This window comes from Calothrix sp. FACHB-168 (assembly GCF_963889195.1).
In the GTDB taxonomy this organism is placed as follows: domain Bacteria; phylum Cyanobacteriota; class Cyanobacteriia; order Cyanobacteriales; family Nostocaceae; genus Aulosira; species Aulosira anomala_A.
Genome location: NZ_CAWPNJ010000026.1, coordinates 80,198 through 105,061 on the forward strand (window position 1 = coordinate 80,198; position 24,864 = coordinate 105,061).

The 24,864-nt window shown below is 39.9% G+C and carries 28 protein-coding genes; 8 read left to right on the top strand and 20 right to left on the bottom strand.

Features of this window, described 5'->3' with window-relative positions; translation table 11 throughout:
- Position 1 precedes the first annotated feature (1 nt).
- From AACW45_RS16510 to AACW45_RS16520, 3 genes are all read right to left on the bottom strand, one after another.
- Positions 2-3,415, bottom strand: a complete 3,414-nt coding sequence (locus tag AACW45_RS16510) for a pPIWI_RE_Z domain-containing protein (protein WP_190633616.1) — start codon at positions 3,413-3,415, stop codon at positions 2-4.
- Between the two features lies 1 nt (position 3,416).
- On the bottom strand, positions 3,417-4,916 hold the full coding sequence (locus AACW45_RS16515; protein WP_190633617.1) for a restriction endonuclease-related protein: 1,500 nt from the start codon (positions 4,914-4,916) through the stop codon (positions 3,417-3,419).
- A gap of 350 nt (positions 4,917-5,266) precedes the next feature.
- Positions 5,267-5,671 carry a hypothetical protein gene (locus AACW45_RS16520; RefSeq protein WP_190633618.1) on the bottom strand — a complete coding sequence of 135 codons (405 nt, stop codon included), beginning with the start codon at positions 5,669-5,671 and terminating at the stop codon, positions 5,267-5,269.
- 47 nt (positions 5,672-5,718) lie between these two features.
- Here AACW45_RS16520 and AACW45_RS16525 point away from each other — a divergent pair, with 47 nt between their 5' ends.
- From AACW45_RS16525 to AACW45_RS16535, 3 genes are all read left to right on the top strand, one after another.
- Entirely contained in the window at positions 5,719-9,621 is a 3,903-nt protein-coding gene (locus tag AACW45_RS16525) for a CHAT domain-containing protein (protein ID WP_190633619.1), read from the top strand.
- Between the two features lie 207 nt (positions 9,622-9,828).
- Complete coding sequence (locus AACW45_RS16530) at positions 9,829-10,464, top strand: hypothetical protein (RefSeq protein ID WP_190633620.1); 636 nt, start codon at positions 9,829-9,831, stop codon at positions 10,462-10,464.
- A 60-nt stretch (positions 10,465-10,524) separates the two neighbouring features.
- Positions 10,525-11,172 carry a hypothetical protein gene (locus AACW45_RS16535; protein WP_339385083.1) on the top strand — a complete coding sequence of 216 codons (648 nt, stop codon included), beginning with the start codon at positions 10,525-10,527 and terminating at the stop codon, positions 11,170-11,172.
- A 70-nt stretch (positions 11,173-11,242) separates the two neighbouring features.
- On the opposite strand, the gene AACW45_RS16540 is transcribed toward AACW45_RS16535, so the two are convergent.
- From AACW45_RS16540 to AACW45_RS16570, 7 genes are all read right to left on the bottom strand, one after another.
- A complete protein-coding gene (locus AACW45_RS16540) occupies positions 11,243-12,001 on the bottom strand; it encodes a DUF928 domain-containing protein (RefSeq protein ID WP_199331154.1) in 759 nt (252 codons plus the stop codon).
- 67 nt (positions 12,002-12,068) lie between these two features.
- Positions 12,069-13,298, bottom strand: coding sequence for a CHASE2 domain-containing protein (locus AACW45_RS16545; RefSeq protein WP_096648870.1), 1,230 nt, complete (start codon positions 13,296-13,298; stop codon positions 12,069-12,071).
- Positions 13,299-13,370: 72 nt separating this feature from the next.
- Positions 13,371-13,859, bottom strand: coding sequence for a hypothetical protein (locus AACW45_RS16550; protein WP_096648868.1), 489 nt, complete (start codon positions 13,857-13,859; stop codon positions 13,371-13,373).
- 299 nt (positions 13,860-14,158) lie between these two features.
- On the bottom strand, positions 14,159-14,491 hold the full coding sequence (locus AACW45_RS16555; RefSeq protein WP_199331155.1) for a hypothetical protein: 333 nt from the start codon (positions 14,489-14,491) through the stop codon (positions 14,159-14,161).
- A 10-nt stretch (positions 14,492-14,501) separates the two neighbouring features.
- Entirely contained in the window at positions 14,502-14,657 is a 156-nt protein-coding gene (locus AACW45_RS16560) for a hypothetical protein (protein WP_199331156.1), read from the bottom strand.
- Positions 14,658-14,699: 42 nt separating this feature from the next.
- Positions 14,700-14,864 (bottom strand): hypothetical protein, encoded by a 165-nt coding sequence (locus AACW45_RS16565; RefSeq protein ID WP_190633622.1) that lies wholly within the window; start codon positions 14,862-14,864, stop codon positions 14,700-14,702.
- Positions 14,865-14,945: 81 nt separating this feature from the next.
- Positions 14,946-15,176: a helix-turn-helix domain-containing protein gene (locus AACW45_RS16570; RefSeq protein WP_045873569.1), complete on the bottom strand. Its 231-nt coding sequence runs from the start codon at positions 15,174-15,176 to the stop codon at positions 14,946-14,948.
- Between the two features lie 142 nt (positions 15,177-15,318).
- Between AACW45_RS16570 and AACW45_RS16575 the strand changes: the two genes are divergently transcribed.
- Positions 15,319-16,338: a hypothetical protein gene (locus AACW45_RS16575; RefSeq protein ID WP_190633623.1), complete on the top strand. Its 1,020-nt coding sequence runs from the start codon at positions 15,319-15,321 to the stop codon at positions 16,336-16,338.
- On the opposite strand, the gene AACW45_RS16580 is transcribed toward AACW45_RS16575, so the two are convergent.
- The 5 genes from AACW45_RS16580 to AACW45_RS16600 all read right to left on the bottom strand — a co-directional run bounded on the left by AACW45_RS16580 (position 16,335) and on the right by AACW45_RS16600 (position 18,480).
- Positions 16,335-16,832, bottom strand: coding sequence for an aminoglycoside phosphotransferase (locus tag AACW45_RS16580; protein ID WP_190633624.1), 498 nt, complete (start codon positions 16,830-16,832; stop codon positions 16,335-16,337). The genes AACW45_RS16575 and AACW45_RS16580 overlap by 4 nt on opposite strands.
- A gap of 117 nt (positions 16,833-16,949) precedes the next feature.
- Positions 16,950-17,171, bottom strand: coding sequence for a hypothetical protein (locus tag AACW45_RS16585; RefSeq protein ID WP_190633625.1), 222 nt, complete (start codon positions 17,169-17,171; stop codon positions 16,950-16,952).
- 211 nt (positions 17,172-17,382) lie between these two features.
- Positions 17,383-17,661 (bottom strand): hypothetical protein, encoded by a 279-nt coding sequence (locus tag AACW45_RS16590; RefSeq protein WP_190633654.1) that lies wholly within the window; start codon positions 17,659-17,661, stop codon positions 17,383-17,385.
- A gap of 136 nt (positions 17,662-17,797) precedes the next feature.
- Positions 17,798-18,166: an aspartyl protease gene (locus tag AACW45_RS16595; RefSeq protein ID WP_190545907.1), complete on the bottom strand. Its 369-nt coding sequence runs from the start codon at positions 18,164-18,166 to the stop codon at positions 17,798-17,800.
- Complete coding sequence (locus AACW45_RS16600) at positions 18,163-18,480, bottom strand: hypothetical protein (protein ID WP_190633626.1); 318 nt, start codon at positions 18,478-18,480, stop codon at positions 18,163-18,165. The genes AACW45_RS16595 and AACW45_RS16600 overlap by 4 nt, the downstream gene beginning before the upstream one ends.
- Before the next feature lie 50 nt (positions 18,481-18,530).
- On the opposite strand from AACW45_RS16600, the gene AACW45_RS16605 reads away from it, so the two are divergent.
- The 3 genes from AACW45_RS16605 to AACW45_RS38425 all read left to right on the top strand — a co-directional run bounded on the left by AACW45_RS16605 (position 18,531) and on the right by AACW45_RS38425 (position 19,973).
- Complete coding sequence (locus tag AACW45_RS16605) at positions 18,531-18,728, top strand: hypothetical protein (RefSeq protein WP_190633627.1); 198 nt, start codon at positions 18,531-18,533, stop codon at positions 18,726-18,728.
- 380 nt (positions 18,729-19,108) lie between these two features.
- A complete protein-coding gene (locus AACW45_RS16610; RefSeq protein ID WP_190633628.1) occupies positions 19,109-19,576 on the top strand; it encodes a GNAT family N-acetyltransferase in 468 nt (155 codons plus the stop codon).
- Positions 19,577-19,580: 4 nt separating this feature from the next.
- On the top strand, positions 19,581-19,973 hold the full coding sequence (locus tag AACW45_RS38425) for a nuclear transport factor 2 family protein (RefSeq protein ID WP_190633629.1): 393 nt from the start codon (positions 19,581-19,583) through the stop codon (positions 19,971-19,973).
- Between the two features lie 7 nt (positions 19,974-19,980).
- Here the strand turns inward: AACW45_RS38425 and AACW45_RS16615 are convergent, their stop codons facing one another.
- The 4 genes from AACW45_RS16615 to AACW45_RS16630 all read right to left on the bottom strand — a co-directional run bounded on the left by AACW45_RS16615 (position 19,981) and on the right by AACW45_RS16630 (position 23,198).
- The gene (locus AACW45_RS16615; protein ID WP_190633630.1) at positions 19,981-20,778 is read right to left on the bottom strand and encodes a WGR domain-containing protein; all 798 of its coding nucleotides are present in this window, start codon (positions 20,776-20,778) and stop codon (positions 19,981-19,983) included.
- Positions 20,779-20,845: 67 nt separating this feature from the next.
- Positions 20,846-22,525 carry an AAA family ATPase gene (locus tag AACW45_RS16620; protein ID WP_190633631.1) on the bottom strand — a complete coding sequence of 560 codons (1,680 nt, stop codon included), beginning with the start codon at positions 22,523-22,525 and terminating at the stop codon, positions 20,846-20,848.
- Between the two features lie 76 nt (positions 22,526-22,601).
- Positions 22,602-22,799: a hypothetical protein gene (locus AACW45_RS16625; RefSeq protein ID WP_190633632.1), complete on the bottom strand. Its 198-nt coding sequence runs from the start codon at positions 22,797-22,799 to the stop codon at positions 22,602-22,604.
- Positions 22,800-22,811: 12 nt separating this feature from the next.
- Complete coding sequence (locus AACW45_RS16630) at positions 22,812-23,198, bottom strand: hypothetical protein (RefSeq protein ID WP_190633633.1); 387 nt, start codon at positions 23,196-23,198, stop codon at positions 22,812-22,814.
- Between the two features lie 125 nt (positions 23,199-23,323).
- Between AACW45_RS16630 and AACW45_RS16635 the strand changes: the two genes are divergently transcribed.
- Positions 23,324-23,479, top strand: a complete 156-nt coding sequence (locus tag AACW45_RS16635; RefSeq protein WP_190633634.1) for a hypothetical protein — start codon at positions 23,324-23,326, stop codon at positions 23,477-23,479.
- A 210-nt stretch (positions 23,480-23,689) separates the two neighbouring features.
- On the opposite strand, the gene AACW45_RS16640 is transcribed toward AACW45_RS16635, so the two are convergent.
- Positions 23,690-24,823, bottom strand: a complete 1,134-nt coding sequence (locus AACW45_RS16640) for a hypothetical protein (RefSeq protein ID WP_190633635.1) — start codon at positions 24,821-24,823, stop codon at positions 23,690-23,692.
- Positions 24,824-24,864: the final 41 nt, after the last annotated feature.

Below are 24,864 nucleotides of genomic sequence, written 5' to 3' on the forward strand. Positions count from 1 at the left end.
CTTACATCTCCAATAATGGTGAAAATTCATCGAAATCTTCTTCGTATGTCAACTCTTCTTTTGAACGCAAACTTTCAGGATAAATTACGCCTTCAATTCGCCGCAAAGGTGTCAGAAATGCGCCGTAAAGTTCATGGTAAATTTCTCTAATTACAGGGTCAGGATGATTTACACATTCTTCTAAGATGATTCGCATCTGCACCAACATACTGTCTCGCCCAGAGTCGGGTTTATCCTTTGTGGATTGAATCGCCCAAGCTGCATCCACAAAATAAACTGCTACTGGACAGCCATTCCGCATACCTCGCCCAATTGTTTGCAAAATGGCAACCATTTGATTAGCTGTAAATGGTCTAAATAGATCGGAACCAAGACGGCTAGCCATCAAGGGTTCGCGTAACAATCGATTGGCAGATCGCCAGAGATTTTTTCGAGACTGGTGCCAAGAAGTAGCGATCGCGCTCAGGTCTTCTGCTTCTGTAAAAACTTTGCTATCAAATTCTTGCGTTGACCGTCCTGCTAGGCTGTACAAAAGCTGCATATCATCCGTGGAAGGATGGGGACGAGTGAGAAAGTAAATCGAGCCAATTGCAGCATCAAGTTTCCTTTGCCCTTTGGTGAAAACAATATTCACGCCCCGACCAATTGCAAGTATAGGGAAAATTAAAATATCGCAGCTTTCATCATCTCCAAGTGCCTCGCACTGGGCAGTTGTGACAAAATCTGTCGGTTGCTCTCCGTCTTTGAGGGAGCGAACAACTGCTTTTGTGCGTCTGCCAACCTCTGGATGATAGTCGTTAAGAAATTTTTTGATAGTGCGAGCTTGCTCGTAGCTATTGACGATTAAGGCTGCTTTGCGGTGTATGCCATCTTTTACATCAAAATTGCGGATAGACTTGAAAATTTCTGATTTTGTAGTGCCACCCCGTACCAATGCGTCCACCATTCGCTTGAGATTGCGTTCTTGAAGTTCGCCAGCACCACTGTATCGCAGGGGTTCATCGCCACGCTCGCGATCGGGAATCCATTTGAAGCGGTAAACGCTGCGTTTTGGGTCATGTTCCGATTGGCGCGGTTTGAGTAAATAATGCGGCCCAGCATTAATGTGGTAAGCCGGACTGGCTTCCAGAAATGAGGTTGCCGAGGTCATTAAAATAGCTGGTTTTGATTGTTCCCCATCTGCTTCTAACAACTTATAAAAGCGGTGCATCAACATTCGCGGCGCACCTACAAAAGTAATATAGGAAAGTTCTACATTTCGAGCGGTAGTACGAGTTGTCTGTGCTTTCTTAAAACTGTATTTCACCCCAGAGAACGAACCGAGAATATTTTCTGGGATAATCTTTCGCAGCTCTGGCGTTGCTGTAGACTCTACAATTGGTTCTCGGATTAGCCCTTCTGCCACCATTGTTCTAGTTCCCGGTACAATGCGTTGGTAACCCAAAATCATGAAAGTGACTGACACCAACAATGTAATTACGTCGTTTGCTTCAGTCGGGAATTGACGGTCGGGAAAGCAGAGGGGAAGAAACAATTCGGCAATCTCTTCCACAATTTTGTCGCGTTGCTTAATCGAATCCTCAGCTAGGTAACGGCGAAAGTGCTGAATTAAATTCTGCCACTGTGGTTCTAGAACATTACGGTTGGTTTCTAGAATTTGAGCGCATAAATCAGCTTTAGCCCAGTCTGTTTCCTCAATACCTGTACGGTTGTAAAAGGCACGGTAAGCTGCTGATTCCCAAACTTCAGTCAGCGCCCGACTTTTACTGAAACCAAGTTTGACTTCAAGGTCATCAAGGCGATCGCGTTTGGAGTATTTCTCAAAGCCATCTAATAAATCACTAACAATCCTCAATACAGTTAGCAGTTGGTTTTCGTAACGTTCTCCCACCCTCGACGAGGGCATATTCTGAATGGCGGTCATCAGCGAAGTATTGTGATTGCCAAATTCCGCTAAGTAACGACTGTAGAGTTCTACATCCCGGTCAGATAGTCGATGATTTTCCCCACGAGCAAAGCGGTTATGGATTTGTTCGAGAATTTCCCGGTGAATTGACGTGTCCGAACCTGAGATGCTTAAAGTTGCTGCCCCGTAAGCATCCAAAACTGATTGCACCATGTCGGCTTCGTCAAACACAACTACATCGAACGTGCGGGCAATCAATTCAAAATATCGCAAATTCTCTCGAATCGCATGAGGTGGCACTTGAGTATCGAGGGAGCGCACATGACCAACCCAAATATCTGCGTCTATCAAATCTCGCGGTGCTTTGTTACGACCGCACATTGTCCACAAAGGACATAGACACTTCTTCATTTGCCCTTTCTTACCCCCACCTTGCAAAATCTCTTCGCAAGGTGCGTAACCAAAACCCCACATCGAAGTATCAGCATTTGAAAAGGCTGGTAAAACACAATTCAAACTAAATACTTCTGCCCCTTCCAAACTGTGGGCAAAGCCACCATTACCTCCACCAGCTGCAATTGCCTCAGCAATATTATCTGCATGACGACGACGAGTCTCATCACTTTGACCCACTAGCATTCCCACTTTAACTTTATGAAATGCCAGTTGAGCCATGTACTGTCTGGCTACTTCAATGGAGGGGAAAAGAAACATGGCTTTGTAACCGTTTCGTCCCAACCAAATAGCTGTTAGCACGAGAAGCGTTGTTTTACCAGCCCCTGGCAAGCCAATTAAATGCTTAATACCCTCTAGTTCCAATGTGTCATCTTCTTTCCGCAGTCCCTTACCAATAGACGGTATCATCAGGTCAAAGTGTTCAAAACGACTCGCCCAGCTCCCAGATCGCCGTTCGGGATTTTTGGACTCTCGCTCGTCCATCTCAATAGCTAAGTCGCGTAGTTCTTTCAGGGGAATGCGGATTTTTCCTTTGGGCTGGCGATTGAGAGAATGCGTGCGACGTTCGGCAAGAGGAGCGGTGATAGGATTGATTGGTACTCTCACTGCCGTTGTCTGTTGACCTAAAGAAACCACCATTGGCTGACGAGGATCGGCAACCGTTGCAGTATGTAGCTGATAGGACATTGGCGCATTGAGAATTTTACGCGCTTTTGCAATCAACGGGTCTTCTAAAGGGTCTGTTCTTTTGAAGCGAAGCGTCTGAGCGTCAATCTCATAGGTTCCTTTTGTTTTATTGCAGTAGTGATGGTCGTTATAAAGTGCTACCGCGTGTTTTACTGACTGCTCTGTAACATAAGTCAGCGACATCTGCCGCATATTGAAAATGGCTTGACGAGCTTGCTTTAATTTAGGTGCATTCAAGATACTCGCCATGCCTGACATCACCACTGGAGCGTACTCCAGTGAATCAGTACCAATAAATTCTTCCATCAAGACACACAGCCAACAAATTCGGTCTGCGCCTTGCCAGAAATCAGGTTTAATTCGCATACTATATCTCTTTCAAAAACTCAATCACTGAGGAAACTGGCAGAATTTCTAAAGTAGCAGGGTCGCTCTTTTTATCGAGTGTTGACAGTAGGGTTGAAATGTAACTAGGGTTATCTTCAATTAGCTGATCGCTAACAGCAATAATGCGGCGACGATAGTGAACCAACCCCCCAATGTTACGGTTAAGGCGTAGACCTAAAGAGACAGGGCTTGTGTAAGATTTAGCATCAATACCAATTGCCCGTTCGTTTATCGAAACATCGCATAAATCAGATTCTGGGTATAATTCAGCACTTAAACCCTGTTGTCTGGCTATATCAAAAATTTCTAATTCATCAATTGCCGGGCCAGTCCAGTAAGTTAAAATTTGAGACTTGGCAATCAACAAACGGTCTTGGCTGGGGTCTAACTTCTCTGAAACTTTTGCTTTTTTGCGGCTATTACATTGACGGATTGGACAGCGCCCTTCTGGAAAAATATTTTTATTAGGATGCGGTCGCATCAATGTACCACAATGGGCACATCGGTGAGCAAGCCCTTTAATTAGCCAAATATCAGGTACTGAATCAAAGAATGTGTCAATTAGCATCCCCTGTAGAGGAGTTAGGTTGTTGTTAACCAAGTATTCTAATAGTTGACGTTCTCCGATAAGCGAATACCTGCCCACTAGTTCCCTTAAAGCAGTGTAGGCTTTGTGCTGGCGACGAATTCCCATTCGCTCAGTAGCCTCGCGCAAGCATCTGTGCAGGCGATGCTCAATCACATTGTCTTCGCCAAAGGCTCCACTAATACTAGCTATCTCCGAACAATCCGAAGTTGGTACGCACAAGTCTGGGTCAATTAGGGTAACAGCACCGAAGCGAAAATCAGAGTCGCGAAAAACCTCTAACTTCCATTGCTCAGAATCAAGGGAGTACCGAGCGCGTTCTAAAACAGTATGAATGCAAGCAGCATTATCGGTTAATCCTTCTTCGATAAATAGACGACCCAACTTACACATCGCTTTGTAGAGTTCGGGTGGCATACTGTCGTGTTGACACACAATTTCTCTACCAGAAAGAACCCGATTATATTGGCGCAGAATTCCCTGCGCCAACAGGACAATAGCATCTTCAGCCAAATCGGATACTTGGCGATGTCCCCCAGATAGTAGAAAAGGATTTGTAGCAAAAGCAGGTGACCATGTGGGGTCTTGTCCATCAGCTTCTGCAATGATTTGCCTTTCTAAAACATCTTCAGGAAATGAAGGCAAAATTTGAGCGATCGCACTTAATGTCCAGCCTTTCTTCAATAAGAGAGTTGTTGCTAACCCCTCTAAAATTTGTCGAAATCCAAATTCTTCGCCTTTGGGTTGGGATAGAAGTTGCTTTGATCGCCATGAGCGAACAGTCCGCAGGGCAGGTGCTTCTACTGACAGTCCTAGCTGCTCAATCTGGCGTTTTAGTTCTTTTGCAAGCGCTTCCGCAGTTCCCTGCCACTGACGCACGTCGTCAAAGTACATGGTTTACAAAAAAATTTTACATTTTTGTATGTTTACAGTAATTGATGTAAATGTCAATCGGTCTTGTTGGCATTGAGTTAAACTAATTTGCCGCAGATGAAACTGCCTCTAGTAAAAACTCTACTTACTACATAGGCTTTAAGTATTTTGACAGTTCAAAAATAGTATTTCTAAATACCATTAAAGTTATTGCTTACAAAGCTGTTCCAGAACGCCCAGGTTGCTGTGAAACACGAGTCCTTTTACGTCGCCCGAAAGCTTATCCTTTAATGACGAAACCTTGGAAGATAAACTTATGAATGGCTGCTTCTGTTACCCTACCGCCATAAAAATACCCCCATGAACATAAACTACCGTGTATACACAAGTCCACAAGTAGCAAGTTTCCAGCCTAAAAAGATAGACTCAAATTGCCGTAAACCGCGAACAAGGGTAGGCATTCCCGGAGGTCGTTGACAGAGATATCCAGACCATCCACCCAAGCGAGCGATGATCCAAATAGCCCAAGGCAAACAACCTTGTGGATAAGGATTTTGCAGTTTTTGGGTATCGCCTTCAACAGAAGATTGAATCACTCCTAAGCATTGTTGTTGCTGTTCACAAAAGGTAAGCGCGGCAGAAAGCAGAGTATTGTCGCGCCCTTCAAGCATTTGTAAGATTCGCACAGCTACGGACAAAGCCAGGATTGTCAGGCGTTGAATAGCGATCGCAGACTCTAGGTTGAAGCTGGGGGCTATACAGATGCATAACACCATAATGTAATACTTATTACTACCACATAGTATTTCAAGCAATCAGTTACATGGCTAGACAATTTTCTATCCTAAAGTACTTACTCCTACATTCTGCCTCTTACCGTGTAGTGCTTTTTAGCATTGCCTTATGCTTATCTAGCAAAGTTGCACTCGCCCAACAGCAAGGTAGCAGTTTATCAACTAAGTTAGAAAATTTGGGGTTGCAGGCTAATCTGACAAACTTAAACTTTCCAACTCAAGATTCTAGCATTGAATATTCTAAAAAAACACCTACCTTTTCACAGTATGTGGAATCAAAGGATAAACCAGAACCAAAAGTGCTAATTGCTGAAGTTGTAGTTACTGGGGTAGAAGGTGAATTACAGCATATAGTTTATGAAACTATTCAGACCAAACCAGGGGGAATCAGCACATACTCATTACTAAAAAATGATATTAATGCTATTTTTGCCATTGGTTATTTTTCCAATGTAAAAGCAGTACCAGAAGATACGGAACGAGGAGTTAGGGTAACATTTGAGGTTAAAGAAAATCCAATTTTTAAAGAAGTTAAAATCAATAGCAAAATCCTACCCAAAAAAATTATCAAGGAAGCCTTTCAGAGTCAATACGGCAGCATTTTAAACTTGGTAAGTTTAAAAGAAGGCATAAAAAAAATTGAAAATTGGTATTTGGATAACGGTTATGTCTTAGCTGATTTTGTAGGTACACCAAAAGTTACTGATGATGGAACAGTTACTCTAGAAGTAGCTGAAGGAGTTATTGAAGATATTCAAGCTCAATTCGTAAAAATAATTAATGGTAAAAGTTTTAATATTCAAAATGGTAAACCAATTAGTGGTAAAACTCCTAAACTTTTAATTATTCACGATTTTAGATTCAAGCGTGGAGATGTATTTAACATAAATAGTGTTAGAAAAGAATTGGCAAGAATAAAAAGAATCAGAGATTTTAATGAAATTACAGTTTCTATAGATTCCGGTAAAAAACATGAAGAAGTAGTTATTAAACTTAATATTGAAGAAAAGAATATTTTCGTGAAAACGGATGAGTCTCTACAGAGATTATCACAGCAAGCACAACCAGGTTCAGATCCAGAGCAAATAATAGCAACAAATCTAGAAATAATTAAAATTTCTAGATTCAAAAATGATAAAAAGCAGGAGATAAATGCGCTTTATAATATCGGTAATACATATAATAGATTAGGTGAATACTCAAAATCCATAGTTTTTTATAATCAAGCACTAGAATTAGTTCGTCATGATGGAATAACCTCTGATGGACTAAATAATATCAATCAAAATGCTAAAAATTGTAATACTTTCACCCAAACTAGAGAAAGTATAAATTATTGCAATCAAGCAATACAAACACCAAAAATAACCCCAATAGAAAAAACATTAATTGAAAGTAATATACTTCTAAGCCTAAGTAATACGTATCGCATAATTGGAGAGTATCAACAAGCATTAAGCTTAAACAATCAAGGATTCTACTTAATAGAAAACAATAATATTAAAATTAAAGATGATATAAATTTAATTATTTTAAAAGCCCTTGCATTTTTTTTACAGAGTTATATCTACATAGATTTAGGAGAAAATCAGATAGCGAATAATTATGTTAATAAAGGACAAGAGTATATTCGTAAAATACAAACATTTTTAATTAATTCTCAAGAAGATTCTAATTCAGAAGACGGTAACTCTTATTTAGTAAATAATAATGCTATACAAAAAGATTTAATCATTTTATTTAGCAATCTTATTCCATTTATTTTAAATCAAGATGAAAAACAATTATTGGTTGTTCAACAAGAACTCTGGTCTCAATTTTTAAAAATTACTGAACAAGTTGATTTAGAAAAATTAGCCATAACTGAAGTAATAAATTTTAATCAAATCTTAAATATTTTCTCCAAGGAATTCTTAAGCGCAATCTGGCTACAGATAGGTAAAAATTATCACCTGATTGGAAATAAACAAAAAGCTCTTGAGATTTACAATCAAGCATTACAAAACTTACAGTATCTCAAAATATCTGAAATTGAGCCAGAGTCAAAGGAACAAGTTAGTGATATTAATCAGGCAAAGAATTTATTAAGTTTTTTTGGTGACTATATAAAATCCATGCTTCTAAATGAAACTGGTAATATATTGGCTGATTTAGATAAAAAACAAGAAGCATTAAGTATTTACCAACAAGCTTTAAAGTTATCAGAATTAACAGGAGAAAAACAAGTTCAAGCATCTATATTAGATGGACTAGGCAGCGTTTATTATAGTCTTAATAAATATGAAGAAGCAATAAATAGTTACAATCAAGCATTGAAAATATGGCACGAACAAGGTAATAGTTTAGCAGAAGCCAACAGTCAATTAGGTATTGCAAGAGTTGAACGCGATCGCAACCATCTTTATGCAGCAAAAGCTCAAATTGAAATAGCAATCCGGCTGATTGAAAGTCAACCTCGTCCTAGTGAAATTGACTATTCTCCAAACGCTAGGACTGAACAGCACACGTTCAAACACTATATTAACCTTGCTTCTTACTTTTCTGCTAAACAGAATTACTACAGTTTTTATATAGATTTACTCATGCGCTTAGATAAAAAATTTCCTTCATATGGATATGTAGTACAAGCATTTCAAGCTAATGAGCAATCTAAAAATCGAAGCTTGTTAGCAATTTTGAATCGGCGCGATCGCTATGTTTCTAATGCTAAAATTTCTAATTATTCTACAACCCAATACACAAACTTAGCGGCTGTTCCTCTTTTATCCACCATCCAACAACAAGTGCTGGATGATGACAGCATTCTACTGGAGTATGCACTTGGTGAAGAACGTAGCTACTTGTGGGTAGTAAGCAAAACTGGATTTTCTAGTTATGAACTTCCTAAACGTGCAGACATTGAAGCAGCATCTCGAAAGTTTTATGACTTCATGACTATACCCAGCTTGAGAATTAGAACTAATAAAGCGGCAAAAGCGGGTAACGAGCTAAGTCAAATGCTTTTGGGACAGGTTGCTAGCCAGTTGGGTAACAAACGTTTGCTGATTGTGGCAGATGGAGTCCTGCAATATATACCTTTTGGCGCTCTCCCAGATTTCAACTCAGGCTTTTCTCAACCACTATTAGTCAATCACGAAACACTAACGCTTCCCTCAGCCTCGACTTTTGCTGTACTCAGGAACAACAAAAATATTCCATCACCCACCAAAACGCTCGCCGTTTTGGCAGATCCAGTTTTTGGTCAAGAAGATGAGCGATTCCAAGGTAAGCCCACTAAACTTAGTTTGCAAACTAAACAACGTTCAGTGATTGGAGAGAATCAACCTTCGAGTTCTCTTACTACAGAACAACTTTTCCCAAGGTTGCCTAGCACCCGAAACGAAGCTGACCAGATAGCGTCTCTTGTAAACCCGGTCAACCAAATTCAAAAATTTGGTTTTTCAGCTAGTCGGCAAGCCGTACTTGAGCCAGAGATGAGCCAGTACCGCATCATTCACTTTGCAACTCATGGTATTTTAGATGCTGAAAAACCAGAGCGATCTGGTATGCTTCTCTCAGTCATCAATGAGCAGGGTGAGCTTCAGAGAAGTTTGCTATCTACACCTGATGTTTTTAACTTACAGTTATCAGCTGAATTAGTAGTGTTGAGTGGCTGTCGTACTGGCTTAGGTAAGCAGATTAAGGGAGAGGGATTAATCGGTTTAACTGGTGGTTTGATGTATGCGGGAGCAAAACGAGTAGTCGTCAGTTTATGGAGTGTAGATGATCAGGCAACAGCAGCTTTAATGAGTCGATTTTATCAAGGAATTCTCAAAGAAGGGCTTTCACCAGCCAAAGCATTACGTGAAGCTCAACTGGCTATCTTAAAACAACCGCGTTGGCAAAATCCTTACTATTGGGCAGCTTTCACACTTCAAGGCGAGTGGAAATAAAATTCTTAAAAGATTTAGGTTTTTGCGTTGCTTTCATAGCATGGCATTAAAATCGAAGGTTTATAGGAAATCTTAAAACCTTAAAACCCATTTATGACAAGATTTACAAAGATAGAAGAGAGTTTTATTTATTATTGGATTCCATTACAGGATAGATAAAACCAAGATTTTGAGTGTTTAATAGTATATAAAGATAAAACATCTATTATGTGTAAACTTGCAATAAAAATAATTTGTTTTATAGTAGATTTTACAATAATAATTTTTGCCTTTTCTACAAGTACTAATTCAGCTTTTGCTAATGATTATTCTGGTCAATTTGTGGCTCAAAAATATAAATATAAAACAACTAATAAAGAAGTATCTAGTGAGCCATTCAGTACTAAATCTGAAGATTTACTTATATCTCCAGATGATGAATTTTCAAGGAAAGATAGATTAGAATTGTTCAAGAGTAATTTGGATAATAGTAATCATAATATTGAAATTGGTGAATCTAGTTGTTATGTAGAATTATCATCCCTATCAAGTTACGGATCAGCTTCCATAATGATTTACAATAACTATCCACAAAATGTTAATAAATTGACATTTTCTATATATACCCCGACGCATGGTATGAGAACTTTAAACTTGGAAAGCAGCAAAAACAGCGAAACTATGTCTTTAAAATCCACATGCAATGAACCTATTAATATTGTATATAAAACAATCTCTTTAGAGAGAAGAGTAGATAACAAAATTAGAGAACTGAAAGTAAATTTGGATATGCAGAAGCCTGTACAAAATCCTTGGCTTGAATTAAATATCCAAAATGATTGGAATCCTCTCATAAAAAAATGACTAAATCAAAATAATTGTTTCTTCATAAACAAACATTTCAAAGATTCAGAATATCTATCAATGGTATGCAAAAATAAATTTATGTATGAATATCTAACCAAAATAATTGTTTATACTGTAGATATTGCCATAATAAGTACTGTTTTTTTTGCCAGTATTAATTCAGCTTTTGCTAATGATTATTTTGGTCAATTTTTAGCTAAAGAATATAATTATAAAATAACTAATAAAGAACTATCTAATGAGCAATTCAGTACTAAATCTGGAGATTTACTTATATTTACAGATAATGAATTATCAATTAAAGATAGAATAGAATTCCTCAAAATGATTTCAGAGAATACTAATCATCATATTGAAATTGGTGAGTATAGTTGTTATGTAGAATTATCATTAGGCTCACTTTCTACAACGATTTACTATAACTATCCAAAAAATGCTAATATTGATAAATTTACATTTTCTATAAATACACCGACGCATGGTATGAGAACTTTAAACTTGGAAAGCAACAAAAGCAGTGAAAGCAGTGAAAATATGGATTTAAACTCCATATGTAATAAATCCAGTAATAGTGTATATAAAATAATCTCTTTAGAGAGAAGAATAGATAACCAAATTGGAGAACTGAGAGAGAAATTGAATATACAGAAGCCTGTAGAAAATCCTGTACTTGAATTAAACATTCAAAATAACTGGCATTTTTGAAATGAATAAATATAATAGTCTTCTCAGAAATAACTACTTATAAACAGGATTATCCATTATTGATATGTAATTAATACAAATGATTTTTTTGAAGATTTTTAGTAGGCTCTGGAAGTGAGTATAATATCCAACCTTCAGAAGAAATTCTCGTTATTCCAAGAGTTTGTTGTAAATTTAGCCAGTTTTTCTTTAGGTCTTCATCCTGTGGGTTATTTTTTAATAAAATAGTAAATGATGTTAAAGTTTCATACCATAATCCAGCCTCCGTATAAATAGAAATCTTCTCTCTAGTAGTTGCTACTTTTAACCGAGAATTCAAAGTTGAACTTTCTGGTACTCTTTCAACCCAACCATTAACGGTTGCATCACCTGACCGATTTATGGGATTACAGATTACGGAAAATACCCATTGATATTTTTTACCTTGTTTGAGGGGAGGGACTGTTAATGGAAGTTGCAAACTTGCAATACCTTCTTTTTGTGACAGAGAAAATGTTGCTGAATATACATCATCTTCATTTTCATCAATGAGAACAAACTCTGCATTTCGACGAGAGACAGGCAGGTATGGGATATAAAACCAAAACGTCGGTCTGTCAGAGATTGTCTGTTCAACAAATGGAACTCCATCTACATCGAAGGGAACCAGGGCAGTCAGTGAGTCAGGCACATTAGGACAGCGATCGCGCCGCGCTCCTCCTCTTTGACGACCACTAGCAACTTTGCTAGGACGCTTTCCTAGAAAAAAGTATTTTACTTTTTCAATCAGGCTTAATTCCTCTGCTCCTATAACATTGGGAGTAACAAATAATGGTAATGAAATAGACATTGTTACTGCACCCAAACAAAGGATAGCAACTCGAGGAATAAACTTTATCTGACGCATGAGTTGAACATTAAGATTTTTTGTTTGGACGGTATACGATAAAAAGAATACTTCCTTGCATTAAGAACAAAGCGATCGCTGACGGAATTAAAGGCACCCAAAGATTACTCCATGTCAGAAGACTCAAGCAAATTACATATAAAACAAGAAATGTAGTTCCTCCAGCAAGACCTACCATACGCCAGGAGGAGCGGAGATAGTAAGCAAGTCCTGCGCCAACTAAAGACCAGCAAGCAATCCACAAAAATTCAATTCCTGGCAACCATACTTTTAATAAACCTCGCTCCCCCTTTACAAAACTCAAAATTTGGCTCACCATATGAGCTTGGACAAACACACCTGACATTGTGCCGTAAGGGGTAGACCAATCATCACTAATGGCTACTTTAGCTGTGATTCCAATTAGAACAATTTTGTCCCGAACATCCTGCTCAGAAAGACGATCATTGAAAACGTCTTCTAGTGATACATGTTTTGCGATCGCTTCAGGTTCAGCACCCGTGGCACGATAGTTTAACAATACTTGATAACCACCGGAATCAACACCTTGATAACCACCTGTAAATGGTTGAAGGTATTCAAAAACAGCATTACCAATTTGTAGTTGACCTTGAGTTTCAAAAGGGTCTTTGTACTTATACTGGTTATTCTGGGTAGCCTCTAACTCTAAATAGCGCCGTGCAAGAGCAAGGCTAAATGACTGTTTTGTAGCACAGTCAGCACCGGACAATTTCTCTTGAGCCATAAGAAATCGGCGGACAACCTGATCCTTATCTGGGATAAAGTCAGCAAAACCAAAACGTTCTCCTTTTACTACCTGTTTTGGTGGGGCTATCCCCGATGCAACAATTCGCTCTTTTTCATCAGTTTCAGGCACTTTACAGACAGAAAAGAAGCGTTCATTGTTCAAACGAGCCACCAAATCCGGTTCGTTGGCAGAAGTTTCAAAGTCACGGTATAAATCTAACCCAATCAAACGAGGCTGATATTTCTCTAATTTCATCAAAAGGCGATTGAGAGAAGTATCTTTTAAAGTGCCTTGCCCATGCTCGTTCCGTTTGATTTGGGTACTAAGATCATTATCTGTAATTTCAATAACTAATAGCCGCGGGTCAGCACCTTCATCCAGGAGCCGAAGTTGCATTAGATGGTCAAATGCTTTCAATTCCATTCCTTGTAGCAAACCAAGAAAGCGTAGACCAAATAAAATACAAGTGACAGTAAAACTAAGTGCTAACAAGCGCTTCCTGGAGAGATGCCGAACGTTAGCAGGGGGATTTGAATCTACCCGTTCCCTATCGGGCGGCTGTAGTCATATTTGGCGTTTATCGATAGTGATGCCACCTTGTCCAAAAGCCTGATAAACTTCGCCACCTAAAATATTTTGATTGTTAATTCCAATTGTTTCGGCTATTTTTGCTGGATTTTTGCTGGTTGATTTTTGAGCCTTGATGGTTTCTGTTAATTCTTGAATAGCCTTGGCCAGTGCTGGATTATCTTGTGCAGAAGCGTTGGCTTGATTTCCTAACTCTTCGACCGCATCCTTAATTTCTGGATCTGTCTGTGCTACTTTTTCTACCTGAGCTATCAAAACAGCTACACCAATATCTTCTCGCTCTGTGGTAGGTAATACTGCCTGTTCTGCTGCGGCTGCTAAAGCCTCTGCCGTTTCAGGAGATTTCTTTGCCAGAACTTGCTTGGCCTTGTCATAAGCTGCATCAAAAGCTTTACCTATTGACCAATCGACGAATTTACTTCCCACAAAAACAAGCATGAGCGCACCAGCAGTCAACGGCTCCATGTACTACCTCTTCAGATGGTGTTGTCTTTATTAATACCACATGGTTGAGATTACAAATTCCTTAATTCAAGAAATTAAAACTGATAACTATCTGGATGCCTAAGCCAAGAAGTCACCCCCCTGACTCCTTGGCTTAGGCATCCAGCTATCGTTTCGGCTTGTGAATCATGCAGCGTTACACATTCTTAAGATTTGGTGCAATAAGAGACTTGATAGAATGGCACGCTTGAAAAGCTCTAAGTTATGCAGAATAAGCAATACAGCGAATGGCACGCTTGAAAAGCTGAAACACTTGTGGTTTAAGCAGTTTGCAATTGCTTGCGTAATTCATGCCGGGGTTTTGTCATCAAGGGATAAACTTTTGGGCGGCGTTTGCGAACTCGTGGTTCACTTCTGCCAGGGCGATCGCTCACAGTCTTGTGAACGATAACTTTTAGTAAAGTGCGATAAATTTCAAGACGTTTTGTGTTGTGAGCAGCTAACAATTCGGGAATAAAGTTATTTAAATGATGGCGAGTACCTTGTAAAGACAAGCGCAACGGAGGAGTACCATAAGTAGTACCTGCCGACCACATCAAACTACGAAGTAGATTATAAGCGAGCAAATAAGCATAAATTTCTTTGCGTACCATTGAAGGGGTTTTACATCGCAAAACATCCATGCCCAAAGTAGTTTTGAGTTTTGAGATGTCTTAAATCTAGTTCAACATCCCAACGTTTACCGTAAAGCCCAACAATTTCTAGCGATCGCGTAAGACGAAACTGCATTAAGGACAATCTTCTGAGCCATCCTTCCATTTTTCAATAGCTTTAAAAGCTGTAGTCCTTACGGAGCATAGCTTAGAGCTTTTCAAGCGTGCCATTCGAGACTTGATAATAATCTTTCACTGATGGGAATTTCTTAAAAAGTTCGGCAATGTCCGAAATCAATTCTTCTGGAGAACAACTCTTGAGATATTGTTTGAGATGGGTGAGATTGATTTTTTGCGGTGTCATTTTATGCATCAGTCAGGTTCATGAGAATTGACAGATCCTACAAATAATTAACTCACTCATAAGCGTGAATTTGAAAAAATTAATTCTGGGTTATTCATCAAAGTTGATACTAAAATTAACTCCCAATACCTCTTCTATGCGCCGTAAAGTTTCGATTGGCAAAGCTTTTGTTTCTTCAGCTTCTATTTTGTACCAATTCATAGTTGTCATGGGAATTTGACGGCAGATTTCAGCTAAAGAGCGCTTATCGGCTTCTCTTGCTTGTCTAATTCTCTTTCCTAGACTGGGGATTTCTACATCTATCGTTCTTCTAACTTTCATTGATGCCTCAACCCTTCAACTCTCCTCAACTATAAATTGTCAGTTTATCTGAAATCATAAACCATAAGTTTATGGTTTATGGTAAGGTATCAAAGATATCAAACGATAGCGACTTTTCTTTGAAGCTAGGGGGGGTAGAAGTATGAGCGAGATGTCCAACATCTCCAGTGAGAGGAACTTGCTACCCCCCAAGAGTGACTTAGAAGCCAACCAGACTACACCAGTTGAAGTAGTTAGTAGCTCCGAACTTACCACAGAAGAGTGGAGCGATCGCATATTTTTAGAAAGGCAAGTTGAACGAGCATTTTACGCAGCTGCTAAAGCATTGAAAGCACTACGAGATAGACGTTTGTACCGTTCAACTCACGCAACATTTGAAGATTACTGTCGTTCCCGGTTTGGCTTCACTCACCGCCATGTGAACTACTTGATAGCTGGTTCTTTTGTGGTTGACAATCTCATGGGAACCAATGGTTCCCAAATTAAGAACTCAAATGAAACGGGAACCATTGGTTCCCAAATTGGGAACCCAGATGAAATGGGAACCAATGGTTCCCAAATTAAAAACTCAAATGAAACGGGAACCAATGGTTCCCAAATTGAGAACTCAGATGAAATGGGAACCATTAGTTCCCAAATCTTACCAACGAGCGAACGCCAAGTTAGACCTTTGGTTCCCTTGAAACCAGAACAACAACGTCAAGCTTGGCAACAGGCAGTAGAATTTGCTGGTGGTAAAATTCCCTCTGGTCGTATTGTTCAGGATATTGTGGACAAAATTCGAGAAAGAACCAAAGTGCCGAATCCTTACCGCCTTGGGGAAGTATGTACTCTACTGCCCAAAGATAACCCAGAACTTAAAGGCAAGAGTGGTTGTTGGGGTGTCATCACTCATGTTGGGGACTATAGTTGCACTCTTGAGACTTGGGATGCTGAGTATACCGTGAAAATAGAACATCTCAAGTCCTTAGAACTGTTAGAAAATGACTGCCAATTTATGCAACAACTGTGTGCGCGACTGCGGCGGCTGCATGAAATTGAAAACCGAGATAGTGCAGTAGATTGGCTTTGCTTAGGATTGGGGAAACAACCCAAACCGTACCTTTCGCCGTTACAAGAAAAATTGCTGGCTGATGTGGAACAAGAGTACGGACTCCATTAGCCAGCAATAACTTTTGCCCTGCTAGTAGAAGTTTGTAGCGTCAATTCACTCAGTACCCGTGCTACTTCCTTTGGTTGGGATGTTAACTTGGCTTTGAGCTGTGTCCGCAGAATCGCCAATCGCTGGTAATGACCATTCACCTTGTCTGCAATCCCTAAACGTCGCGCTGCGGTACGAATGCGAGGCTGGGGCAGCTTTTCTATTAAAAGCGTTAGAGATTCAGTATCAATATCATCTGTTCTGCTTGGCGCGGTGCTGTCAGCTACCGGAATTGATAGGGATTCTGGATTATTTACAGGTTTATTAGAAGGTTGCGAAGTCGGTTTTTCTGCCACTTCCTCGTCGTTTACTTGGTATGCCGTGTTGTTTTGTCGCTGACCGCAAGCATTCCAAAGTTTTACTAAACCTGCAAACAAATCAAGTATCATCAAGATTGCATATAAGGTGGCGATCGCTAAAATCGCATTTGCCAAAAAGTCTTGAATATCTTGCATTTTCCGTGTCTCCAGTAAAATTGCGTGAAGTGTATGCTGGCTTTTTATAGTTCTTTCCCCGTCAGGGGTTGCACATCTTTCAACACCCCTAGCTACAAGCTAGAGGTGTTACTGATTCTAGAAATGCTCAAAAGTTGAGGATTCCGGTTGAAAGGCGATTTCTATCTGGTAATCTCTGTCATGCCAGCCAAGCAGATACCAGTAATTTTCTGAATACGATGGTGGTAAATTACAGGTACGGTCAGCCTCACCTAACTCAAACCAATATAGTGTTAACCTATCGCGCTCCTGTATCAAAAAGTCAATTTCACGGTCGATGTCTGTGGTGATATTGCACATTTTATTGATCAATGGCTATTTAAATTTCATTCCTCAGCAGCGCGTAAGCGTAAAAAAAGCAAGTCACTGGTATTTCACCAATAGTTTGCACACAGACTAAAAGCTACATTTGCTAACAAGAGATTTCCTCATCACACTCCGGAGAAATTATTTTCACAAAATTCTCTATCCTTCTCCATGTTGTGTAAGATGAGGAGGAATAACGAGACTCTTAGGAATAGCTATTGTGTAAATTTTTCAGTATTGCTATTAGCTCGAAATATTCTATTTCTGGAGATTTGGCTGTTCTAAAATAGAGGCGAAAAGAACCATCTCCATATTTTTTGAGGTCTTGTTCGCTAAAGTTGATTTCTTGCCGTTGCAGCCATTTGATAACACTACTGTAAAATTCAGCTAGGAATAATGCCGGAAAGTAAATCCTGCCTGTTTTTGCCCCAGTTTGTATATGAGTGACTACCTGAAATTGTGGTGACACTAACACTTCTGCCATATAAACGCTCACTTGAATCGTTTTAGTTTCTTCAGCCGTAAGGCTTGTGGCAGGCTGCAAGTGAGAGCAATTCTCTAAAGAAGTAAACCAAACTCAAGGAATCAGGAGCCATAGCAAGTGTCTATGTAGAAACTCATTAAATTAACTCTAAACTTACTATATTCTGACTATAATTAGCGACTAATATAAATAATTTCAGCCATCGAGAACCTAGTAAAATTTCCTGTATTTCATCGCCAGCAAATACAGGAATTTCCCACTCTTGATTATCTATTATTACCCTACCAATATAAACATCAAATTCAGTTTCTCCTTGAGCAGTTCTTAATTTGTTTTGACGTAAAAAATCCCAATCAAGACTTTGTACATCTTGTTTGTTCATAGCTAAAAATTCAGTGAATCCTGTATCTAACATTGTTTCTACAGGAAAGCTGAAGTCATCCCCTCCAATTAAATCAATTTCAAAGTAAACTTGACCTTTATCTCCAAATCTCCCCTCAATCATATTCTCCCACTAACTCCGGTTTCATTAATGCCAAAAATATGATGAATCACATGAGGATATTTTTCTCTGGCCATTTTACTTGCTACCTCTTGATCCCGATCAATAAAATAATCCCCACTATCAGGTTCAATGGCAATATACCAACCATAGTATTTATCTAGTATTTCTGGTTTTAAACGCTCAAAAATCACCCAACAACGCTCATAAAATGCCTGTCTTCTGGCTTTTTCTTGAGCTTTTTGTGCTTCTGTCCATTGAATTTCCGGAAATACTCTCCCACGTCTGACAATTCTTTCGGGTGAAGAGTGTGTCATATTTTTGACCTCATGAAAATTTTGTGATTTTAAGAAGATTTTGGAAAGTTTTGGAAGCAGAAGTTGGACAAGTTGTAAGCGGAAATACTTATAACTTCGTTAAGGCATTAATCAAGCGATCGCTTTTTTTGGATAAAGAAAATGGACATAATAACAAAAATGGAAGAAGAACATGGACGCAAATCTATATAAATACTACTCAGATGCCAACTGTTCCCCTAACTCGTGGGATTTCTTACAAACTTTAGCGTAGCTTGCCGCCGAAGGCATCGCTATTACCAAAACCTTTAACTTGCATACAGGCATATAATTTTAACAGTTTAGTTTTCCTTTATGTTATTTTTTGGACGTTTTTGTCACGTAAAGGTGGACAACCTGTCCAAAATCTTCTTCAAGTCACAAATTTATTGTCTATATTTAATTATAAAATGCCAAATGGGAACCAATGGTTCCCAAATCTTACCAATGAGCGATCGCCAAGTTAGACCATTAGCTCCCTTGGAACCAGAACAACAACGTCAAGCTTGGCAACACCGCCGTTAGACCGCTCCGTTTTAGTCTTCAGGAAAGCAACCTAACAACTACCAATTTCAAATTGATGTTGCTGAAAGGTGATTAACACACAACCATGAACACAATTAACTACACACTCCCGCAGCTTGGAGACGAGCATCAAATCAGTGGTTGCATGTGGGCTTCTGCGGTTCTATGGGAACTCACTGATGGCACACCAGAAAGCGTTGCTGAATGGAAAAAGCTATGTAGCCCAGAAGAATTAAGAGACAGAATCTTAAGTAATGAGAAAACGTTAGTTGCAACGTGGAATGAAATCGTTGTTGGATTTATTGCCTTTAAGAGGCGCAATCATTTGTCATTGCTGTTCGTCAGAAGAGAATTTTCTGGGCAAGGAATCGGTCGAGAACTCTTCACTCGATGCAGCTATGATTTGGATGAAGTCACTGTGAATGCCGCCCAAGAAGCAGTTGGCTTTTACCTGAAAGTAGGGTTTATCCAAAGCGGCGATCGCTTTTTCAAGCATGGAATATGGGGGACACCTATGAAATGGATCAACCTTTCACACGAAGTTATGGAGTAACCCGATGGATAACCTGTCACTGCTGTCCACACTCCGCGAATTAGAATGCGAACTTCATCAGCCCAAGTGCCGTAGGGATCGAGAGCGCTTGGCACAGTTGTTTGCGTCTGACTTCAGGGAGTTCGGTCGCTCAGGTGCTTCATACACACGCGATCACATGCTGATGTCGCTGCCGACTGATCCAGAACCACCACAGATCTATGCTCAGGACTTTGCCGTCAACCAACTCTCAGACTCGATCGCGTTACTCACCTATCGATCGGCTCATGTGAACCCATCGGGAGAGTTGTTCCGGCACACCAACCGATCATCGATTTGGCGGCTTGAATCGTCAGGCTGGCGAATGGTGTTTCATCAGGGTACGCCTACAGACCCGTTTGACCAACCTGCAATCTAAACATAAGCTAATTAAATTGGACATAGTAGGAACGATTGTCTAAATTTTCAGTGGATAATGATAGACTTACTGAGTCAATTCCCCACCTTACCCACCAAGAACGGTCATTTAATAAATCAGATGAAGACTGTGTTTGTATAGAGAGCATTTCCTGGCGTAAACTCTCTATTGCTTCTAGTCCATTTTGTAGTAAAGACAGGATTTGTCGCTGCTGAGTAATCAATTGTCTTGTTCCCAGTATTACTCTAGCATCTAGTTTTCTGCCAACTGGTAACGGGATACAACGCAGATAATCACCTACAGCATCATTAAAGCTGCTATTATCCTGGTTATAGCTTCTTTCAACTGCGTTTAATGCCAGAGTAGCTCTATTGATTGTGGATTGATTTATAGCTCCTAAATCAGTGATAAACAAGCCGTGAACGCAGTCAAATTTAATGAGTGTATCTCTGGAAATTTTATCTCCTATAGCTTGAATTCGAGATAATTTTTGTTGGAGTTGATTTACTGCATCAACTGGAAATTGATTCCAATCAAGCTGAGGATTTGTGTCAGTATCTACTGTTGCAAAAGTGTAGCCTTTTTGAGTAGTTTTTTCCCAGACTAAAGTGGCTAGCTTGTTATTAGCTGCATTGCTAGAACCGCAAGCATAAACATGAGTTCGGGGTGTATTTCCTACCCGTCCGTACTCTACCAGTAACTCGCCATTGGGCATTACATAACCGCACCAATATTTGTTATTGTTTGTTCCAGGGCGGACACAAATAAGTTTTTGGACTTTGAGAGCTTGAGTTTTATCTGCCATAATTAAACACCAATAAAGTTGTTACCCGCCCAATCATTTCGTTAGATATTGAGCGGGTTGGAATCACTTAGTTAAAATCAGAAAAATCGATGATGTCGCTGTGCGAATTTTCACTGGTGGAATGAAAGGTGACAGAACGATCGCGATTTCTATCGCCAGCCTCAGTTTCCGGTGCAGCCCATGTTGCGCCACCAGAACGCGCCCATTTTCGTAGTTCTTCCAGTTCTCTGGTGTTAGCTTTAAATTGTGCTGGAGTCCTATGAAGTTCTGCTAACAGGTCTTCAACAGACACATTGACTTTTCGGGTTTTGGCATAGGAATAACTAGCGCATTGTTGAACTATCTTTCTAATTTCTGCACCCGTATAATCTGCGCTCACAGTAGCTAATCTCTCAATTTCAGGTTTCTTAATTGCAACTTTGCAGTGATGTAGCTGTACATTCCAGATATCTTTTCTGGCTGCTAAATTCGGCAAATCAACATAGAATATTTTGGTGAATCTCCTGAGAGTTTCATCTTTAATTCCCCAAGGTCGGTTACAGGTTGCTGCGACAAATACACTGCTTTTCTTTTCCTCAAACCATGTGAGGAAATAGCCAAACATTCTCGCACTTGTACCACTGTCAGATTCTACGGCGTTCCCGCCCGGCATGAGCTTGTCAAACTCATCAATGAACAGAATACTAGGTGCAAGGTCTTCTGCGGCTTGAATGTATTCCCGCAATCGTTCTTCACTTGCACCCAGTTCTCGACTCATCAAACTGCCAGTATCCATAATCAAGCTAGGCAGACCCCACAGTTGCGAGATGGTTTTGACGCACAAAGTCTTACCAGTACCTCCCACACCAACCCATAACGCCCCAGAAGGAAAGGGGATGTTGTATTTCTCTTGAGCTTCTGGTTCCAACAGTGCAGCCATCGTTTCTGCCCATTCTGTAACTGCTGGCAATCCTTGTACAGGCACATCAGGAGATTCTGCATACCGAATACCCTTGGCGGCGAATTTCTTTTGCTTGTGTTTGGACAGAAATTCAATTGCCCCCACATCAACCTTTCTTAAGGATGTGGCACATAGAGAAACGGCATCTTCTATTGCTTCATAAGACATCCCCTGCAAAGCGCGGATCAGGCGTTTCTTATCGGATGGGCTGATGTGTATGGGTAGTTCTGCACCTTGAGCGATCGCACTTTTCCTCAATGCTTCTACTCTTGTGTCAAATATGTGTTCCGTTTCCTGTTGTGTGGGGTTAGGATTGTGCATATCTGCAATCAAGTCTTGAAAGACTTTGGGTGTCCTCAAATTGTCATGCAGGATAACCAGCCGATGGGAGCTACGCTTGGCTGCATTAAAAGTATCGATCGCCAGACGCACAAATACTGGATTGGGGTTGATTCCAGTAATAAAGGGGTAAATATCTTTGAGGATGAAAAGTTTTCGGACAGTTGTGTTGTTAGCACACTCAGCCTCAATGTGTTTCAGGAGTGCTTCTATGGGATGTCCTTTGGCATCAAAATTAGGCGCTGGTGTTTTGGGAAGTCCCGTAACTTTGCCAGAACGCATTTTTGGTTCTACTTTCTGCAAAGACTTAGCTATATCCCAGATGTAACTTTCCATACCAAGCCGCAGAGCAATATCAACAATTAGCTGATTAGTAATGTTGATTTCGCTAGCTGTCGGAGAATTGATTGCTACTGTGGCACAACCAGCGTGAAACGAAGTGATAACTTCTTGTGTGTTAAATGTCATATATTTGGTTTGGTTTCAAAACATCATTGAGCTAAGAGGAAGCGTTCTTAGGTAGTCGCTTCCTCTTAGCTTCTACTTACCCGTCAATTTCAACGGTTGAGAATGTGGTAATCGTAGGTTCAACGTACATCTGTGGTTTTGGTGTTACCTCAATCTGTCCAAGTGCTTCTAAAGGTTCTGTGAGGCTTCGACAAGTAGAGTCAGGTACACCTACCACTTCTACCTGTAAAGGTTGCCCTTTTTTCTGCTTGATAATAATTTGAGTTTGTGACATTTTTCACTCCTATTACTGCCAATTATTCCAATCGTTATCATTTGAATTTGAGACAGTTAAACTTACTTTCTTAGTAAGAGTTGTTTGTAAGCTGCCATCATCGAGAGTAGATTGTTGATAATCCCAAATTTCTGGAGGATAGTGGATATTGATGTAAGCTTGGTTATGAGCAAGTTGCACTGATTCTTGGAAATTTCGCACATTGCCAAAGATGCTACCCAATAAATTTTGATTAAAATCCCAAGCATCTACTTTAATTTCGTAGGCATTTATAGTTGGGTTTTTGGCAAATCCAACATCAACTAAAGCATCACGGTTGCGAGTCTTTAAGTAAGTGCGACGGATAATGATTTCTCCCTCATCTGTATTCCGCCTGTCGTAATCATTGAATAGTTGCATTGGAGATTCATAGATTTCAACTGGAATATCTATCTGATGAGATGCCAATAGTGACTTTAGTCCTTCGACAAGAGCTTGCTTGTCTATTAGTGTTGTTTTTATGCTCGAAAAATGGCTCATAAATTATGGACATCCTTACATTTGGTGATTTATTGAAAGCGGCGGGAAACTCAATGACCGTGGGTGCTTTGGGTGCGCGCCCCGCCGTATGGGGCATTGGGCATTGGTATGTTCTTTCCCATGCCCCATTCCCCAGAGCTAGGGGACTAGTACCGCCGTGAATTCAAAATTCAAAATCAATACAGCGTAAGCGTTTCGTTGATTTGGAATGGGTGGTTTCTCTTACAAAGTTTGGCGGGACGGAAACCGACACCGCCAACGCCAGTTGTTTTAAGCCGGGGAACCCGTCCAACACACTGGCTCAACTTTGCGCTATTTACGCCCTGTTGTACTAGTGGACTGGCGAAATCTCAATTTCCAGTACCCAATCCCTAATCTTCAGAAGTGGCGAACACTACCCAATCAGAACGGTCATCTAGGGAACTTTCAGCAATTGCAATTTCTCTCAGTTTTTGTTGTTCTTGCAGCATAGAAGCTGAAATTTCAGCAATTTTATTTTCCAGTTCTGACCGTCTTGATACTTGCTCTTTTGATGAGATTTTCGTGTCCTCAACTATCTGTTCAATGTTGTTCATTAAGACAGTTAATGAAGGTACAGCACTGTTATCAGCATTGAGCAGTAATACTCGTGCTTTCTTAAGTTGTTTTTCAATGAACTTGCGAAAACGTACTGGTTTCTTTCCCGGTTCCCATGCTGCTAATGCCTCAATAAGTTCTCCAGCAAGTTTCTCTCCAGATGAGATTGCTGCTGTTGCTAAACTTCTTTCCAGATTTTGGTCATACTGCTCGATATAACGAGTAATTTCTCCTAAAATACGAGCCTGTTCTTCTGATAGTTGTGTTGCTAGTGGTTTAACTATTTCCGGTCTAGCAATGGTAACTTGAAGATAATCATCAATTTCTTCTCTGGATGGATAAGCTGACAGCATTTCGTTGCGAGCTAATTCATAATCTTCAGCATTTAAATTCCATGCTTGTAACTGAAGGAACTTATCAAGTCGCCCAGTATATTCTGCCAATCCTTGCTCGTATTTTGTATGTAATTCAGTGCGAAGTGCTGGAGCTAGTTCGTCACGAATATGCAGTAGTTGAGTCCACACAATTTGCGCTAATTCAATAGCACAAACCATGACAGAGCCATCTGGGGTAGTCCATTCTTTGACAGATTCAATTTCTGTTCGCAGAACCGCAGCAGCATCTTCTAAAGCTCTGAATACTGGAATACCACGCAAACCTACTTCACTGCGTGTAACTTTTTCCAGGTCTGATTCCAGGTCTTGTGTATTTTGGTCTGTAGTAACAGTAGAATCTGCTTGGAAAGAACTTTTACCGGAAAGTACCTGATGCCAGGACGGTGCTTTTTTCTTGGTGGCATTTTTCAAGCTAATTTTGAATCGCACCTTGGTTTTATTTAAGGTTCTCAGGTCATGCTTTCTGACGGTAGCAACATTTAGTAGACTCGATGAAGTTTCGGGTATTGTGGGAGAGGTTATTACTTGTGTCATCGTTCTTATTTTTGTAAATTAGTCAGCAAAATTTCTCCAAA